The following is a 15439-nucleotide window of genomic DNA, read 5'->3' as shown; positions in this document are numbered from 1 at the left end:
AGGCGCTGTCCGCGTTCCACAGCGCCTCCAGCAGCAGGATCACCGGGAGGAGAGGGCTCCTGCGTCACATCCGCAACAGTTTGGGATGACCGCCTAGAGCTGCTCGTCGCGTCCGCCCGCGGGCACCAGGTCCCCCTCCTCCTCGCCGGGGCGCTGGCGGGTGGGGTTGGTGTCCAGCCAGCGCAGCAGGTTCTCCGAGACCAGGTCCACGCCGATCCGCCCGACCCTGCCGTCCAGGTCCCGGAACAGGCACTCGCCGTTGCCGAGGTTGCGCAGCACGGCGAGGTGGTCCTCGTTGGTCTCCACGCCGAGCAGGGACATGACGCTCTCCACCTCGAAGCGCTCGCTGGAGCGGAAGGCGAACACCGAGGACAGGCAGTTGGTGACCTGCTCGTTGAGGAGGTCACCCGCGTTCTGCGAGACGAGGATGAGCGCGGTGTTGCGGGAGCGGCCCATGCGCGAGACCTCGGGGACGAGCTTGGCGCCCTCGGGCGTGGAGGTGACCGCCCATGCCTCGTCCAGGAAGATCGCCTTGGGCAGGTGGCGGTCCAGGCCGTTCATGAGGCGGCGTGCGAACTGGGAGACCAGGTAGAGCAGGGCGACGGACAGGCGCTGCTCGTAGGAGTAGTCGTCGCGGCCCACCCCGGAGTCGGGCAGGGTGAGCCCGCCCAGGGTGAACACGGTGGTCCAGCCCTCGGTGTCGATCCGCGCCTCGCCCTGGGGGTCGAAGCACAGGCTGGCCAGCCGCATCTCCGACATGGACTGCAGGACGGCCCCCAGGTTGCGCGAGGCCGCGCCGGGCGAGGAGACCAGGTGGTCCACGACCTTGGCCAGGGAGGGCTGGGGCTGGTTGGCGACGGCGGCCACGGCCTGGATCATGGCGGACTCGCGCTCCTCGCTCATGCGGGGCAGGAGCAGGCGCAGTGTCTCGGTGGCCATGGTCTTCTTGGCGGACAGGTCGTCGCCGAAGGCGAAGGGGTCGAGCAGGCCCGGCTGGGCCGAGCCCAGGGACATCATGCGCGCCTTGCGGCCGCGTCTTTGCAGGAGTTCGACGAGGGACTCGGCGTCGCCCTTGGGGTCGATGGCGGCGACGGTGACCCCGCGCAGGGCGAGCTGGTAGATGAGCAGGAGGGCGAGGGTGGTCTTGCCGCCGCCGGGCTCGCCGGTGATGGCGATGGCGGTGGGGCGGTTGCGGGCCGCGGCGACCATGGGGTCGAAGTGGACGATGGAGCGGGCGCGGCCGATGGTCTCGCCGACGTAGGGTCCCACCCAGCCGCCGCCGGAGTGGTCGACGCGGTCGCCGACGTCGACGGTGGCGGTGGGCATGCCGCCCGCGATGGTGCGCAGCGGCTGGCGCTGGGCGTAGGCGTTGAGGCGGATGCGGTCGCCGGGCAGGGACTCGTTGAACAGCGAGAACTGGTCGCCGGTGGAGTTGATGACGTCGATGCCGATGTCGCGGTAGTGCTCGATGACCGCCTCGACGTGCTGGCCGAGGAGGCGCTCGGTGGGCGCGGACACCATGAGGCGGTGCCAGCCGTAGACGAAGGGCAGGCGCTCCTTGGTGATGCCGTGCTCCAGCATGCGGGCGGCGTCGATCTGCTCGGCGAGCGCGATGGGCGCCTCCACCCCGGCCTCGCGGATGTGGGCGTCCATGTCGCGGGCGTGGGCGAGCTTGCGGCCGACGTCCTTGGATGCCTTGGCGGGCGGGATGAGCTTCATCCGCAGGGACATCTCCACCGGGAAGGGGAGCGCGTCGGCGTGGTGCATCCAGGGCTCGCCGTCGGGGAAGGGCATCAGGTCCGGGAAGCGGGAGAAGGACAGGAACGCGACGTGGGTGGACCCCGCGGGCTGTTCGAGACGCAGCGCGGAGCGGCCGTTGTGCACGACGCCGTCGACCAGCGCCTCGATCTCGCCGCGGCCCCAGGTGCGCCGTCCGGCCGCCGAGGGGCGGATCTCCTCGGCTGTGCCGCTGACGGCGTGCCGGATGAGCCAGGCGATCTCGTCGGAGGTGGCGTGGCGGGCGTGCAGCGAGCTGGCGGCCAGGGCGCGGCCGAGCCGCTCGGCCTGGTCGGTCCAGCGGGCGATCTCGCGGTCGTCCACGGCGTCGTCGTTGATGCCCAGGACCTGTTCGGTGCGCTGGTAGGCGCCGAAGAGCTGGGAGAACAGGCCGAGCCCGGCGCCGGCGTTGCGCTGGCCGAGGCGGACGCCGAGGTAGACCTCCTTGGTCCAGAAGTCCTTGGCCCACACGTGCCGGTACGTCTCGTCGAGGTAGTCGTACCAGCCGGGGCCGGAGTCGGAGGTGGCGTCGAGCCGGGTGGCCCACTCCGCGGCCGGATAGGTGCGGTGGGCGACGCGCAGGTGGACCTCGGCGTCGTTCATGCGGATGGCGGCGAGGGCGATGGTGACGTTGGTGGCCAGCGCCTGGCGCTCCTCGGGCGTGGTGAACTCGTAGGAGACCGTGGGCAGGCGGAAGTAGGCCCAGGCCTCGCTGTCGCTGAACAGCACGCGGTCGTCGAAGTAGCGGACCGCGAGGCGGGTCGCGCCACGGGTCCCCCTGGTGCCGGTCATCTCTTCGCCCTTCTGGTCGCGTCGCGTGGCGGGGTTCCGTCGTTCCTACCCGGACCCGCCGCCCTCGCCCCCTTCATAGTGGAGTATCGCCCCGGAACGGGAGAAGTGGACGGGGTTACGGCGCGCCAGAACCCCGGAGGGCGGCGTCGGGCCCGTCCCCCGGGAGGAGACGGGCCCGACCTGCGGCGGTGGCGGCCTAGCAGGCGGTGTCGACGGTGTCCTGGATGGCGGACCTCTCCGCGGAGGTGACGGTGAGGTCGTAGCGGTGCTTCACGTTGATCCAGGCCTTGACGTAGTCGCAGTGGATCGCGGTGTTGTCCGGCATCCACTGGGAGGGGTCCTTGTCGCCCTTGGCGCTGTTGCTGCTGACGGTGACCGCCCAGAGCTGGGGGGAGTCGACGTCGTTGGCGAAGTCGCGGCGCCGCTCGGTGGTCCAGTCGGCCGCACCGGTCTTCCAGGCCTCGCTGAGCGGGACCATGTGGTCGACGCTGATCTGGGAGACGTCGCCGTCCCACCACACGTCGTCGAAGGTGCTGTACCAGCGGCCGGAGGTCGGCTGGCAGTCGGAGTCGGTCACCACGTCGTGGCCGTCGCGGACGAGCACGTACTGGCGGGCGGTGCAGGGGCTGTCGACGACGCTCCAGTGCGGGAAGAGGCCGCGGTCGTAGCCGGTCTGGGGACCCTTGGCCCGGACGGTGAGGGAGTCGAGCTGGCTCTGGGCGGTGGAGGTGCCGGGGATGCCCGGGGGCAGGACGTGGTCGGCGGCGGCCGGGGCCGACCAGCCCAGGACGACGGCGAGTACGGCGGCGCTGAGTGCCGCGAGCGCACGGGGAAGCGCACGGGGGCGGGGGGAGGGCACGTTTTCTCCTCTGTGAGCGGGTGGGAGGAAAGCACGGACCCCACCACTGTGCGGCAACCGCTCCTCTCCCACCAGTACCCCGCGGGAAATTCCGCCGGAATCGGGGATGACGTCCCGGCCGTTCTCCCGGAGTTCTGCACCAGTCCCTGAACCTTATTCGTGTGATCTAGCACACAGCAAAAGTGTGTTCTTTCACAAGCGGCCCCGGGGGCGAAGGGTGCAGCCGGACGACCTGGGAAGACTCACTCTCAGTTCATGAATGTTCACTCTTTGCGACCCCGCGCAGGTGAACGACCGGACCCGTCCACGAGGCAAGGATAAGAGCAGAAAGGAAAACCGGCAGCCCTCACGGTTTCCCCCCATATAGTATAACTGTCATACCCGACAAAAAGGACACTAAACACCGCACATAAAGAAGCCGTAAGTAGGCTTGCCTGTCCTTTGTTAAGTTCGCATGTCGTAGGAGAAACCGTCGACATCGGAGAGGATGAGCCCCGTCAGGGGATCGACCATGACTCTGCAGATGGACCTTCCGACCAGCACCGCGGACGAATACCCCACACGCAAGAGCACCGAACCCGCCCTGCTGTACCGCAGGGACCCCGCCGTCTGGGGGACCGACGAGGGCCCCTTCTCCCACGACGAGCTGTGCGCCTACGGTGAGCGCGGCTACACCCAGATCGACGCCCTCATCACCCCGGACGAGGTCGGGGCCTACAGCGCCGAACTGGAGCGGCTGAGCTCCGACCCCGGACTGCGCGGCGACGAACGCGTGGTCGTCGAGCCCTCCTCCGACGAGGTGCGCTCGGTGTTCGAGGTGCACAAGGTCAGCAAGGTCTTCGACGACCTGGTGAACGACCCCCGCCTGGTCGACCGCGCCCGCCAGATCCTGGGCTCGGACGTGTACGTGCACCAGAGCCGCGTCAACTACAAACCGGGCTTCGGCGGCGGCTCGTTCTACTGGCACTCCGACTTCGAGACCTGGCACGCCGAGGACGGCATGCCGCGGATGCGGGCGGTCAGCTTCTCGGTCGCCCTGACCGACAACTACGCGCACAACGGCGCGCTGATGATCATGCCGGGATCGCACAGGACCTTCGTCTCCTGTGTGGGCGAGACCCCGGACGACCACTACCGCGACTCGCTCAAGAGCCAGCACGTGGGCACCCCGGACCAGAGCTCCCTGTCCTACCTCGCCGACCAGCACGGCATCGACGTGCTCACCGGCCCGGCCGGCGGGGTGACCGTGTTCGACTCCAACTGCATGCACGGCTCGGGCGGCAACATCACGCCCTACCCCCGGTCCAACGTCTTCATCGTCTTCAACAGCGTCGAGAACGCCTGCGACAGACCGTTCAGCGCCCCCGCCCCGCGCCCGGAGTTCCTCTCCGCGCGCGAGTTCGCCCCCGTGGGCCGCTGACGCGCCCGAGCGCGCCGCGCGGCCGCCGACCGCCGCGAGCGGAACGCGTACCCGCCCGGAAGGCATGATCCAGCGCCCCCGTGCGGGGTGGGTCCCGAGCCCGCCCCGCACGGGGTTTTCCCGTGCCGGGAAGCCCCGGAGCCGGAGCCGCCCGGGCCCGCGTCCGGGGCCCGGGCGGCCCGCCTCCGGCGCTACTGCTGGGTGAGGGAGTTGACCAGGACCCCGCCCAGGGCGCCGTGGGCGCGCTTGGTTGCGGGGCGCAGGGCGCCCACGTCGATCCTGGTGTAGGACGAGCCGAGGTGGTCGTCCCAGGGGATGCGGACGATGGCGCGGCACCGGCCGCGGGCCACCCGCTCGGCGGCGTCCACGTCCTGGAGGCTGCGCTTGCTGACCCCGTTGACCACGAGCACGGACCTGGCGCGCAGGGCGCCGTAGCCGTTGCCGTCCAGCCAGTCGAAGGTCATGGAGACCGCGCGCTCGGCGTCGGCGTTGGCCGGGGCGACCAGCACCAGCCCGTCGGCGACCGGCAGGGCCCGCGCCACGCCCGTGGCCGCCGGGTCCAGCAGGGTGACGCCGTAGAACCCGCCGAGCAGCGAGGCCAGCTGGCCGTAGTCGCGATCGTCCAGAGTCTGCACGTAGGGGTCGTCCAGGGTCTGCACGACCTCCAGGCCGGTCGCGGTCCGGCTGGTGTAGCCGCTCATCCGGGAGTAGTCCTGGATCGCCTCGGCGTTGGCGAGCAGCCCGGTGAGGGTCTCGGGGGTCTGCGCGCCGACGCGGCGGGAGAGGCCGTTGGGGCCGGGGTTGACGTCGACGGCGACGACGAGGTCGTCGCGGTGCGCGGCCAGGGTGTGGCCGATCATCAGCGCGGTGACGGTCTGCCCGGCGCCGCCGGTGCAGCCCAGCACGACGAGACTGCGCGGGCCGTCCAGCGGGGTGCGCAGGCGCTCGATGTCGCTGGGCGGCAGGTCGGAGCGCACGGGTGCCGTACCGCCGGTGACGACCTTGGCCAGGCGCCGCCAGCCCCGGGTGCCTCCGGAGTCGCTGGCGGCGGGCTCCTCGGACCGCCGCCGGGGCTCTGGCTCCTCGGTCCGGTGGGCGGGGACGCCGTTGGGGGTGTCGCCCAGGCGCTCCTGCTCGCCGGTGCCGTGGTCGAGTTCCAGGACGGTCCTGGGCTCGCGCGCAGGCGGCTCGGGCTCCTCTCCGGGCGCGGGCTGGCCGAAGAGCTGGCCGAGCCTGCGCGCGTTCTGCGCCACCCGGTGGAAGACGCCGTCGTGCGGGTCCTCCGACTCCCGCGGCTCCTCGGCGGGGTGCTCCTGACCGGCGGTCGGGGCGGGACGGCCCGCGACGGCCTCGTCCTCGGTCCGCCCGGTGTCCTCGGCGCCCCGGCCGGCCGGCGGGGAGGTCCGCTCCTCCTCGGAGGAGGGCCGCTCCTGCGCGAGGGCGTCGGCCATGCTGGGGTTGGCCCTCGGGTCCCGGGCGGCGCCGGTGCGCTGCTCCCGCGTCCCGGAATCGGCGCGGGCGGTCCCGACGCTCCGGTGCTCGCTCCGGGGGTCGGCGGCCGAGTCGGGCTTCGCGGCGGTGTCCGCGTCCCCGGCGGCGGCGCCGGTGGCGCGCATGCTCCAGCGGGCGCGGAAGGACGCGTCGCCCCGGTCGGCTCCGGCGGAACCGGAGGCCGCACGGGTCGGTGCGCCGTCGGGCTCCCGGGCCTCGCCGGGACCGCGGGCCTCCCCGCGCACGTTCCGTCGGCGGCGGGCCAGGGCCTCGGCCTCGGCCCTCTCCAGGTCGGAGGCGGTGCGTCGGCGGACCTGGTCGGCGCCCGGGTCCACGCGGACGTTGCCGTCCCCGCGCCCGCGGTCGTCCCGGACCTCGACGAAGCTGACGAGTTCGCCGGTGCCGTGGTCGAGCTGGGTGGGCGGCTTGGGCTCGTCGGCGGGGGCCCGCCCGGCCGGTCCTGCGTCCCGTACCGCCTCGCCGGTGGCGGCCCCGGCGGCGTCCCCAGCGGCTTCCGGGTCGGCGTTCTCCTCGCGCAGCTCGTTGGCGGGGATGAGGGGGTTGCCCCGGTCGCCGACCTTGGGCTGGTCGGGGTGGCGCTTCCTGCCGTCCTCGAACCACCGCGAGGGGTCCTTGGCGTCGCGCTCCTGGGTGGGAACGGCGTCGGCGAACTTCGGGCGCGGCGGCGCCGGGGTGTCGGCGGTGATGAGGTGGTTGTCGAGCACGGACATGTGCTCGTTCCACTCGGGACCGCGGTCCTGGGACTCCTCGCGCGGCTTCCCGGGCATGGCGTCCTGCTCGCCGGTGCCGTGGTCGAGTTCCAGGGCGGGCTTGTGGGGGGAGCGCTCGGCCGCGGGGGCCACGGGCACACCGGTGTCCGGAGCGACCCGCGCGTCGGGAGCGCCCGGCGTGGTCGTGTCGTCCGGGGCGACCGCGCCCCGGGCCTCCGTGTCCGGGACCTCCGAGCTCCGGGAGACCGCGCCCCGGGCCTCCGTGTCCGGGGCTTCCGGGTCCACGGCGGGACGGGTGTCCGCGCCACCGGAAGCGGTCCGCGCGGCGGCTGTCTCGGTGCCGGTGGTGTCGCCGTCCTCGGTGGTGTCCTCGAAAGGAGTGGCGTCGCCGCGCCCTGTGGCGGGCCGGTGCCCGACGGTCTCCCCGGCCCCGGCGGGGCTTCCGACCCCGGTGGCGTCCCCGGGCCCGGCGGTGTTCGCACGCCCTGCCGTGTCCCCGAGCTCCGTGGTGCCCTCGGGCCCCGTGGTGGACCGGTGCTCGACGAGGTCCTCGGGCTCAGCGGTGTCCCCGCGTCCGGCGAGGCCGCGCAGCGCGACGGTCTCCTCGTCTCCCGTAACGGGCCGGCGCCCGGCATCCTCTGACGCGGTGGCGCCCCGGCGGGGGGCGACCGAGGGGCCTTCCGGTTCGGAGGCGGGCGCGCGCCCGGAGGCCTCGGCGTCCCGCGTACCCGTGCCGGGAGCGGCCTCCGCGGGTGCTCCGGGCCCGTCCTCCGCAGTGTCCCGTGCCGCCCGCGTCACCGGAGGAGCGGTGTCCGCCGTCGCGTCCGTGTCCGTGGTCTCGGGCGCACCGGCCCCATTCGCGGCGTCCTCGGCGCCGACCACGTCCTCCCGCCGGTCGGTGCGGGCGGGCGCGTCCACGTCCGCGGTCGCGTCGGCCTCCTCCCGCGGCGCCGCGGAGGAGGGCGGCAGCCAGGGCAGGGAACCGGCCTCGGCCGGGGGGCGGCCGGTGGCCGCCGCGTAACGGGCGGCGTAGTCCGACAGGTCGCCGTAGCCGGGTGCGGGCTCGGCCTTCTTCTCCAGTTCCCACGGGGCGGCGTGGGGGCGCCCCGTGCGCCGGGGCCGCTCCGTCTCCTCACCGGTGCCGGGAAGCCCCTGGCCCCGGGCTCGGGAGGACGGCAGCTCCCTCGGGCCGCGCTCGCGCACGCGCTCGGTGCGGCGCTGCTCCTCCAGGTCCTTGGCGACCCTGAGGCCCTGCGTACGGCCGCGCAGGCGCCGGGCGGCGGCGGTCTCCTCCTCGTCGGAGCCGGAGGCGCGCCGCTCCTCCACCGCGTCGGCCAGCTCTCCCCGGCTCATGGCAGCGGTGTCGCCGACGCTGTAGGCGCTCTTGGAGGTCAGGCCGACGGGGGTCTCGCCGGAGGAGGCGCGCAGGCGGGCGAACCACGCGTCGCTGTCGCGCTGCTCCTCGCCCTCGGTCTCGTAGATCCTCTCCCGCGCGAAGCCGTCGTCGGAATCCTCCCCGGCGTCCGCCTCGGGCCCGCGGGGCTCCTCCTCCCGGGGCTCACGCGGTCCGGACCCCAGGGCGAAGCCGAAGTAGTTGAGCACGCGGCGGCCGACTCCGCGCCGGGGCCCGTCGGACTCCGCGCCGCCGCCTCCGGAGGCGGCGGACGCGTCGGTCCGCTCCTCGCGCGGTAGCGACGGGGCGCGCCGCTCCTCGGGGTCGGGGCGCGCGGCGACGGCCACGGGGGCGCGTTCAGGGGCGGCCGGGGCCTTTTCCGCCGCGGCCTCCCGCTCCGGGGCAGCAGCGTTCTCGGTCCGGACGGCAGCGGCCTCTGATCGGACGGAAGCGACCCGCGAGCGGACGGGAACGGCCTTCGGCTCGGCCGGGGCGCTCTCGGCCCCGGCGGCCACGGTATCCGTGCGGGTGGGGGCGGCCTTCGCCCCGGCCGGAACCCGTCTCCCGGTCTCCTCGTCGTCTCGGGACCGGATGCGCGGAGCCTCGGCGGGGACCCTCTCCCGTCCCCGGTCCGGCCTCCCGGAGCCTGCCCGGGCGGGGGCCTGCTCCTCGGCCTCGGCGGCCGGAACACCGTCGGCGGGACCGCGCACGCCGAGCAGCGGCGGCGCATCGGAGCGGGAGGGGCGGACCGCGGTGTCAGCGGCCTCGGCGATCCCGTCCCCGGCCGTCTCCGGCTCGGGTTCGGGGCGGCGCCGCGACGCCGACGGGAGCGGACCGGCCGCGGGGTCGCGGTGCCACACCCGCACGGTCACGCGGGCCTCGGAGGGCTCGTACTCGGGGGCCAGGCGGTTGTACACCCGCGCTTCGGCCAGGAAGCGCGCCTGGGAGATGAGCAGCTCGGTGAGGCGCTTGCCCTCGATCACCGGCCGGGTGGCCAGCACGGTGATCACACCGGGCGGGACCACCCACAGCACCAGGTGCCAGCCGTTGCCGAACACGAAGGGCGCGTTGACGAGGCTGAGCAGGACCACCCAGAGCGCGAACACGCCCAGGGCGACCCCGAAGGTGCCCACCGGGAGCGGCATGGGCAGCCGGAAATCGTAGAGCTTGTAGAGCCGCTTCTCGATACGCCAGATGTTGGTGTACGTGGGCAGGTCCACGTTCCCGGCCTCCCTCGCCTATTCGGTCGATACGCCCATCGCTCGGGCGAGCGCCACGGCGATGACCTCGATGATGCCGGGGACGTAGAACACGATCCCGATGAAGATCGCCAGGATGATGAACTGCGCGAACCTCGTGATCTCCCTCGTGAACAGGAAGAACACCGCCACGATGGAGACGATCACGAGGAAGAGGGGCCCGAAGAAGCCCCTCAGGAAGTCGGCGAGGCCACCGGTGTCGGGGGCGTTCTCGGTGGTCTGCGCCGCGAGGAAGAGCAGGTCGGCACCTCCGGCGGCGTGGAACACGTCCGGTGCGGAGGACAGCAGGGGGAGCATGTCAGGCGCCGCCCCCCGGTGTCGTTTCTGGTGTGCGCATGGTCCTTCTCTTCTCCTTGCCTACAGGCCCCGTCATCCGCCGAACGAGCGCGGGGCGCCCTGGATGTCACGCACGTGCCACTCGCTGCCCGAGTCCACGACGGTGACCAGGTAGTTCTGCGTGATCTGCCCGGTGTCGGTCCCGTCGGAGGCCGGGACGTTCCACCGGACGGTGGCCGCTACCTGTCGTACGTCATCATTCCCGGTCGAGGCCTGCGTTGGCACCGTGATATCGGACAGTTCACCAAATTCCAGGCTGTTCTCCGGAAGCGGGGCGATGGTGACACCCGGTTCCACATAGCGCTCCAGGTGTGCCGGTTCCCCCGCGTAGGCCTCGAAGAAGCCGGACAGCACCTCCCCGAGCTGCTCCTCGGCCTCCGGGTCGGTCTCGAAGGCCGACCCCTCGGGCAGGCTGGCCTGGGTCGGCGCCGCCAGCAGCGCCGGGTTGCCCGAGACCACCAGGGCCTCCCCGTCGGCGTAGACCGGCACGTCCAGGCGCATGGGTTGGCCGTTGACGTCGGCCCGCACGACGACGATGCCGTTGTGGTCGTCCTCCACGTGCACGGCGACCACCGTGAGGTTGTCGCCGGTGAGGCTGTCGGCGGGGACGTCCAGGGCGGCGGCCTCCCCGTCGGGGACGAACGCCGCCAGGTCGGACAGGCGCGCCTCGGGGTCGGCGGTGTCGAGGTAGGCCTCGGCGAACCGCATGCCGAAGGCCGCGGCGGCGGTCTCCGGGTAGGTCACAGTGTCGCTCTGCCCGGGCTCCTCGGAGGTGTCGGGAAGGGCGAACCCGCCGCGCAGCGGGAACCAGATGCCGTTGAAGACGACGACGATGATGAAGGCCCACAGGACGGCGCGACCCACACCGACCCACCAGCGCCCTCCGGCTCCGGCCCGGGGCCGTCGGGCGCGGGGGGCGTCGAGCCCCACACCGCCGTCGTCCGGCTCACCCGCGGCGGCACCGCGCCGCGACGCCTTCGCCATCCCCGCCTCCTGCACACAGGTCCGTGCCGCCCGCTTCGGACGGCGTCTCCGCCATGCCCTTGTCTACCCCATCCCTATAGTGAGGCATTGTGCGGGTTGGGAGCGTCCTTGGTGACTCCGCGTTTCCCCGCCAACCGCACATTGCACACATGGGCTTAACTTCTCAAAAGGGGCGCAATACGGCAAGAGTTGCCCTAACTCCTGCTGCGGCCACACACTTCGCCGCAATTATGGTCGGACCGGAAAGGGATTAGTTCCCTCGAAGGCAGCAAGATGTGTCCCCGCGGACCAGGAAACCGTTGACGGGATGTAACCGGGATCTCCCCCCGCGCCCGGCGGGGCGACCGCCCCGTCGGCGGAGACCCCCGGCTCCGGGCCGATCCGGTCCCGAGCACGGACCCACCGTGTCCGCCCGGGTGCGTGCCTTAGATTGGCGGCATGCTCCGACAACTCGCGGCCCGGGGGTTCTGGGCCCTCAGCCGGTGGAAACTGGCCACCGCGCCCAAGCCCGACCGCCCCACCGTGCTGATCGGTGCCCCACACACCTCCAACTGGGATTTCGTGCTCATGCTCGCCATCTCCTGGCGCCTGGGCCTGGAGCTGCACTGGCTGGGGAAGCAGAGCCTGTTCACGGGCTGGCGCGGCCCGATCATGCGCGCGCTCGGCGGCATCCCCGTCGATCGCGCGAATCCCGGCCGGGTCGTCGACGACGCCGTCCGGCGCGTGCGGTCCGGCGAGACCTTCGGGCTGGTCATCACCCCCGACGGCACCCGCGGGGCGCACACGCACTGGAAGTCCGGCTTCTACCGCATCGCCCGCGAGACGGGGATGCCGGTGACTCTCGGTTTCGTCGACCGCACCACGAGGACCACCGGGCTCGGCCCGACCTTCGAGCTGACCGGCGACGTCGCGGAGGACATGGGCCGCATCCGCGCCTTCTACGCCGACAAGGCGGGGCACAGCCCGGAGCGGCGCGTCGAACCGCGCTTGCGCGAGGAGGGCGGCACCGGCTGACCCCCGTCCGGCCTCTCGCCACGAGACGGGAACCGTCGGCCCTCAGTAGTGGTAGCGAGCGGCGATGACGACGATCTCGTCCTCCGTGACGACGTGGACCGGGCGGTGCTCGTCGTCGATGCGCCGCGACCAGGCGCCGGGCAGGTGGTACTTCAGGGGCTCCGGTTCGCCTATGCCGGTGAAGGGATCCCGGCGGATTTCCCCGATCAGCTTGTTGATCCGGGCGAGTACCTTGCGGTCGGTCTTGAGCCAGGATGTGCAGCCCTCCCAGCCGTGGTCCTCGAAGACCAGTCGCCTCACTCCGCGTCCTCGACGTCGGGACCGATCAACCCGCGCTCGGAGACACCGGTGCCGTCCAGAGCGTTCTCGTAGGCCTTGAGCAGGCGCCGGGCGTTCGCGGGCGAACGCAGGAGGTAGGCGCCCTCACGCAGCGCGGCGTAGTCCTCGGCGGAGACGAGCACCGCGTTGCCGTGCCTGGACACGATCTCGATGGCGTCGTGGTCGTCGTTGACCTTCTTGATCAACGGGAAGAGGGACCTGCGCGCTTCGCTGGCGGTGATGGACATGATCGGCCCTCCCGATTTCCGGTACCGGATATAGACCACTCTGCCGTGTTCGAGCCGGACGAGCGCCCCCTGCACACGACAGGGGCCGCGGACCCGGGCGCCGGGGGTTCGGCGCGGGTCCGCGGCCCCTGTTCACGGGCGCGCGGCTCGGTCAGACGTTGAAGCGGAACTCGACCACGTCGCCGTCGGCCATCACGTACTCCTTGCCCTCCATGCGGACCTTGCCCGCCGCGCGGGCGGTCTGCATGTCGCCCGCGGCGACCAGGTCGTCGAAGGAGACCACCTCGGCCTTGATGAAGCCGCGCTGGAAGTCGGTGTGGATGACCCCGGCGGCCTCGGGGGCGGTGGCGCCCTTGCGGATCGTCCAGGCGCGGGCCTCCTTGGGCCCGGCGGTCAGGTAGGTCTGCAGACCCAGGGTGGCGAAGCCGACCCGGGCGAGCTGGGCCAGGCCCGACTCGGTCTGGCCCATGGACTCCAGCAGCTCCTGCGCCTCGTCCTCCTCCAGCTCGGCCAGCTCCGCCTCGATCTTGGCGTCCAGGAAGATCGCCTCGGCCGGGGCGACGAGCTCCTGGAGCTTGGTGCGCAGGGCCCCGTCGGCCAGTTCGTCGGTGTCGAGGTTGAACACGTAGATGAACGGCTTGACCGTGAGCAGGCTCAGCTCGCGCAGCCGGTCCAGGTCCACGCCCCGGGCCGCGGACAGCGAGGTGCCGCCGTCGAGGACCTCCTGCGCGTCGCGGGCGGCCTGGAGCAGCTCCTGGGCGTCCTTGTCCTTGGCGTTGCGCTTGGCGTCCTTCTCCAGGCGGGGAAGCGCCTTCTCCAGGGTCTGGAGGTCGGCCAGGATCAGCTCGGTGTTGATGGTCTCGATGTCGCGGGAGGGTTCGACGTCGCCGTCGACGTGCGTGACGTCGGGGTCGTCGAAGGCCCGGATCACCTGGCAGATGGCGTCGCTCTCGCGGATGTTGGCCAGGAACTTGTTGCCCAGGCCCTCACCGGTGGAGGCGCCGCGCACGATGCCCGCGATGTCGACGAAGTCCACCGTCGCCGGGATGACCTTCGCCGAGTCGAAGATCCCGGCCAGCTTGCCGAGCCGGGCGTCGGGAACGCCCACGACCCCGACGTTGGGCTCGATGGTCGCGAACGGGTAGTTCGCGGCCAGGGCGTCGTTCTTGGTCAGCGCGTTGAAGAGGGTGGACTTGCCGACGTTGGGCAGGCCGACGATCCCGATAGACAGACTCACAAGGTCAGAGTCTATGCGGACCCGCGGGTGGGCGGTCCCGCCGCGTCCGGGCTCCGGCTCCCCCGCCCGCGGCCCCGGACCTCCCCGCCGCCGGACCGCGCAGGTCGACGGGGCGGGCCCCCGTTCCGGACGGCGGGGCGGAAGGCGGGACGCGGGGCCGCGCGCGGTACCGGACCGGGAAAACAGGGCCAATCACCGAAACGCAGTGCACGGGAGACGCTACTCACAGTAGGTTCGACGGACGCTGCCGGGAACCGGGGCGGCGGCCGTCCGGTGCGCGGGCCATCCGTCGCACGCACGGCCCAGTCCCCCGGACCTGGACCGACACACCGCCGCTCACGCGGCAGGCTCGCGGTGCGGCGGCCGGTGGGAGGGACCGGCCCCGGACCGCGTCGGACGAAGGCGCCCGGGCACACGGCCGACGCCGTGCACCGGCGCCCCCGTCGCAGCACCTTTCCTGGGGGGAGACAACCGTGGTCACCGACCAACTGAGGGCGCTCGTGCGCCGCTACCCGCTCGTGCGCTTCGCGACCCGCAAGATCCGTGTCCGGCTGCCCAGACGGCTGGGCGGACTGGACCCGGACCGGGTGCCGCCGTGGATCCGCGAGGTGGCCTTCTCCCTGCCCCGCCTGGACTCGGACACGCGCCGCATCGGCCCGGACGGCCTCACCCTGCGACTGCCCGGCGACCTCACCGTTCCGCGGCGGCTGGCCGCCTTCGGGCTGGCACGGCACGAGCCCGACAGCCTGGCATGCTTCATGGCGATGCTCGACCACACCCGCCCCGGCGCGGTGGTCGACGTGGGCTCCGGGGTGGGGGTGTACTCGCTGCTGGCCGCCGCGCGCACGCGCCGCCCGGTGTTCGCGTTCGAGCCCACCCCGGAGATCGCCGCGGCGGCCCGGGTGGTGTCCTCGTCGGCGGACCTGGGCTTCACCGTGGTGGAACTGGCGCTGAGCAACCACACCGGCACCGCACACCTGCGGCGGGCCCGGCACAACGACATGTGCAACACGCTCGTGCACTCGGCGCGCGCCGACCTGTCTCACATCACCGTGGAGGTGACCACCCTGGCCCGGTGGAACGAGGACGCGTCGGCCTTCCCGACCGTGATCAAGATCGACACGGTCGGCACGGAGCCGGACGTGGTCGCCGGAGGGCTGGAGGTGCTGCGCCGGTACCGGCCGTGGATGCTGGTGAAGGTACGGCCCGACCGGGGCGTGGAGGAGCGGCTCATGGCGCTGCTCGACCCGCTGGAGTACACCTGGTACCCGGTGAGCGGGCCGCCGCCCTACGAGCCGCGCCCGGAGATCTCGGGCCGGGCCTCCCCCGCGTGGGAGCGGATGTGGCTGTTCACGCCGGAGCCGGTGCCGGACGAGTTCTGGCCCTCGGTGCGCGGCTGGCGCAGGGCGCTGGAGTCCTGCCGTCCCGGCTCCCGCGGGAACCCGGCACCCTAGGTCGTGTTCCTCGGGTCATTTCGGTCCCGCCCGTCGCCCTCCGCCGCCCTCAACGGAGAGCCTTCGGCTCCGGTACTTCCGCGAGCACCGGGCTGCCTCTCGCCGCGCCGGTTCCGCTTGAAAAGCC

The 15439-nt window shown here is 72.7% G+C and carries 11 protein-coding genes; 3 read left to right on the top strand and 8 right to left on the bottom strand.

Annotated features, from left to right (window positions below; genetic code table 11):
• Positions 1-93 precede the first annotated feature (93 nt).
• Complete coding sequence (locus PV789_RS04605) at positions 94-2568, bottom strand: ATP-binding protein (protein WP_274976279.1); 2475 nt, start codon at positions 2566-2568, stop codon at positions 94-96.
• A 196-nt stretch (positions 2569-2764) separates the two neighbouring features.
• Positions 2765-3427 carry an HNH endonuclease family protein gene (locus tag PV789_RS04600; RefSeq protein ID WP_274976278.1) on the bottom strand — a complete coding sequence of 221 codons (663 nt, stop codon included), beginning with the start codon at positions 3425-3427 and terminating at the stop codon, positions 2765-2767.
• 511 nt (positions 3428-3938) lie between these two features.
• On the opposite strand from PV789_RS04600, the gene thpD reads away from it, so the two are divergent.
• On the top strand, positions 3939-4847 hold the full coding sequence (thpD, locus tag PV789_RS04595; RefSeq protein WP_274976277.1) for an ectoine hydroxylase: 909 nt from the start codon (positions 3939-3941) through the stop codon (positions 4845-4847).
• 191 nt (positions 4848-5038) lie between these two features.
• On the opposite strand, the gene PV789_RS04590 is transcribed toward thpD, so the two are convergent.
• The 3 genes from PV789_RS04590 to PV789_RS04580 all read right to left on the bottom strand — a co-directional run bounded on the left by PV789_RS04590 (position 5039) and on the right by PV789_RS04580 (position 11041).
• On the bottom strand, positions 5039-9682 hold the full coding sequence (locus tag PV789_RS04590) for a TcpE family conjugal transfer membrane protein (protein ID WP_274976276.1): 4644 nt from the start codon (positions 9680-9682) through the stop codon (positions 5039-5041).
• An 18-nt stretch (positions 9683-9700) separates the two neighbouring features.
• Positions 9701-10018 (bottom strand): hypothetical protein, encoded by a 318-nt coding sequence (locus PV789_RS04585; RefSeq protein WP_274976275.1) that lies wholly within the window; start codon positions 10016-10018, stop codon positions 9701-9703.
• A 72-nt stretch (positions 10019-10090) separates the two neighbouring features.
• Positions 10091-11041 carry a conjugal transfer protein gene (locus PV789_RS04580; protein ID WP_274976274.1) on the bottom strand — a complete coding sequence of 317 codons (951 nt, stop codon included), beginning with the start codon at positions 11039-11041 and terminating at the stop codon, positions 10091-10093.
• A 438-nt stretch (positions 11042-11479) separates the two neighbouring features.
• Here PV789_RS04580 and PV789_RS04575 point away from each other — a divergent pair, with 438 nt between their 5' ends.
• Positions 11480-12055 carry a 1-acyl-sn-glycerol-3-phosphate acyltransferase gene (locus PV789_RS04575; protein ID WP_274976273.1) on the top strand — a complete coding sequence of 192 codons (576 nt, stop codon included), beginning with the start codon at positions 11480-11482 and terminating at the stop codon, positions 12053-12055.
• A gap of 42 nt (positions 12056-12097) precedes the next feature.
• On the opposite strand, the gene PV789_RS04570 is transcribed toward PV789_RS04575, so the two are convergent.
• The 3 genes from PV789_RS04570 to ychF all read right to left on the bottom strand — a co-directional run bounded on the left by PV789_RS04570 (position 12098) and on the right by ychF (position 13858).
• Complete coding sequence (locus PV789_RS04570; protein ID WP_274976272.1) at positions 12098-12355, bottom strand: Txe/YoeB family addiction module toxin; 258 nt, start codon at positions 12353-12355, stop codon at positions 12098-12100.
• On the bottom strand, positions 12352-12621 hold the full coding sequence (locus PV789_RS04565) for a type II toxin-antitoxin system Phd/YefM family antitoxin (protein WP_274976271.1): 270 nt from the start codon (positions 12619-12621) through the stop codon (positions 12352-12354). The genes PV789_RS04570 and PV789_RS04565 overlap by 4 nt, the downstream gene beginning before the upstream one ends.
• Before the next feature lie 151 nt (positions 12622-12772).
• Positions 12773-13858, bottom strand: a complete 1086-nt coding sequence (gene ychF / locus PV789_RS04560) for a redox-regulated ATPase YchF (RefSeq protein ID WP_274976270.1) — start codon at positions 13856-13858, stop codon at positions 12773-12775.
• A gap of 473 nt (positions 13859-14331) precedes the next feature.
• On the opposite strand from ychF, the gene PV789_RS04555 reads away from it, so the two are divergent.
• Entirely contained in the window at positions 14332-15312 is a 981-nt protein-coding gene (locus PV789_RS04555; protein WP_274976269.1) for an FkbM family methyltransferase, read from the top strand.
• Positions 15313-15439 lie beyond the last annotated feature (127 nt).

This window comes from Nocardiopsis camelliae, assembly GCF_028993595.1.
In the GTDB taxonomy this organism is placed as follows: Bacteria; Actinomycetota; Actinomycetes; order Streptosporangiales; family Streptosporangiaceae; genus Nocardiopsis; species Nocardiopsis dassonvillei.
The sequence above is the reverse complement of the archived record's forward strand: the minus strand, read 5'-3'. Positions and strand labels throughout refer to the sequence as shown.

What these genes read in the sequence shown, in the direction of transcription:
- PV789_RS04605 (WP_274976279.1), bottom strand. Translation starts at nt 2,568, where the DNA reads ATGACCGGCACCAGGGGGACCCGTGGCGCGACCCGCCTCGCGGTCCGC.
- PV789_RS04565 (WP_274976271.1), bottom strand. Translation starts at nt 12,621, where the DNA reads ATGTCCATCACCGCCAGCGAAGCGCGCAGGTCCCTCTTCCCGTTGATC.
- PV789_RS04580 (WP_274976274.1), bottom strand. Translation starts at nt 11,041, where the DNA reads ATGGCGAAGGCGTCGCGGCGCGGTGCCGCCGCGGGTGAGCCGGACGAC.
- PV789_RS04585 (WP_274976275.1), bottom strand. Translation starts at nt 10,018, where the DNA reads ATGCTCCCCCTGCTGTCCTCCGCACCGGACGTGTTCCACGCCGCCGGA.
- PV789_RS04575 (WP_274976273.1), top strand. Translation starts at nt 11,480, where the DNA reads ATGCTCCGACAACTCGCGGCCCGGGGGTTCTGGGCCCTCAGCCGGTGG.
- thpD (WP_274976277.1), top strand. Translation starts at nt 3,939, where the DNA reads ATGACTCTGCAGATGGACCTTCCGACCAGCACCGCGGACGAATACCCC.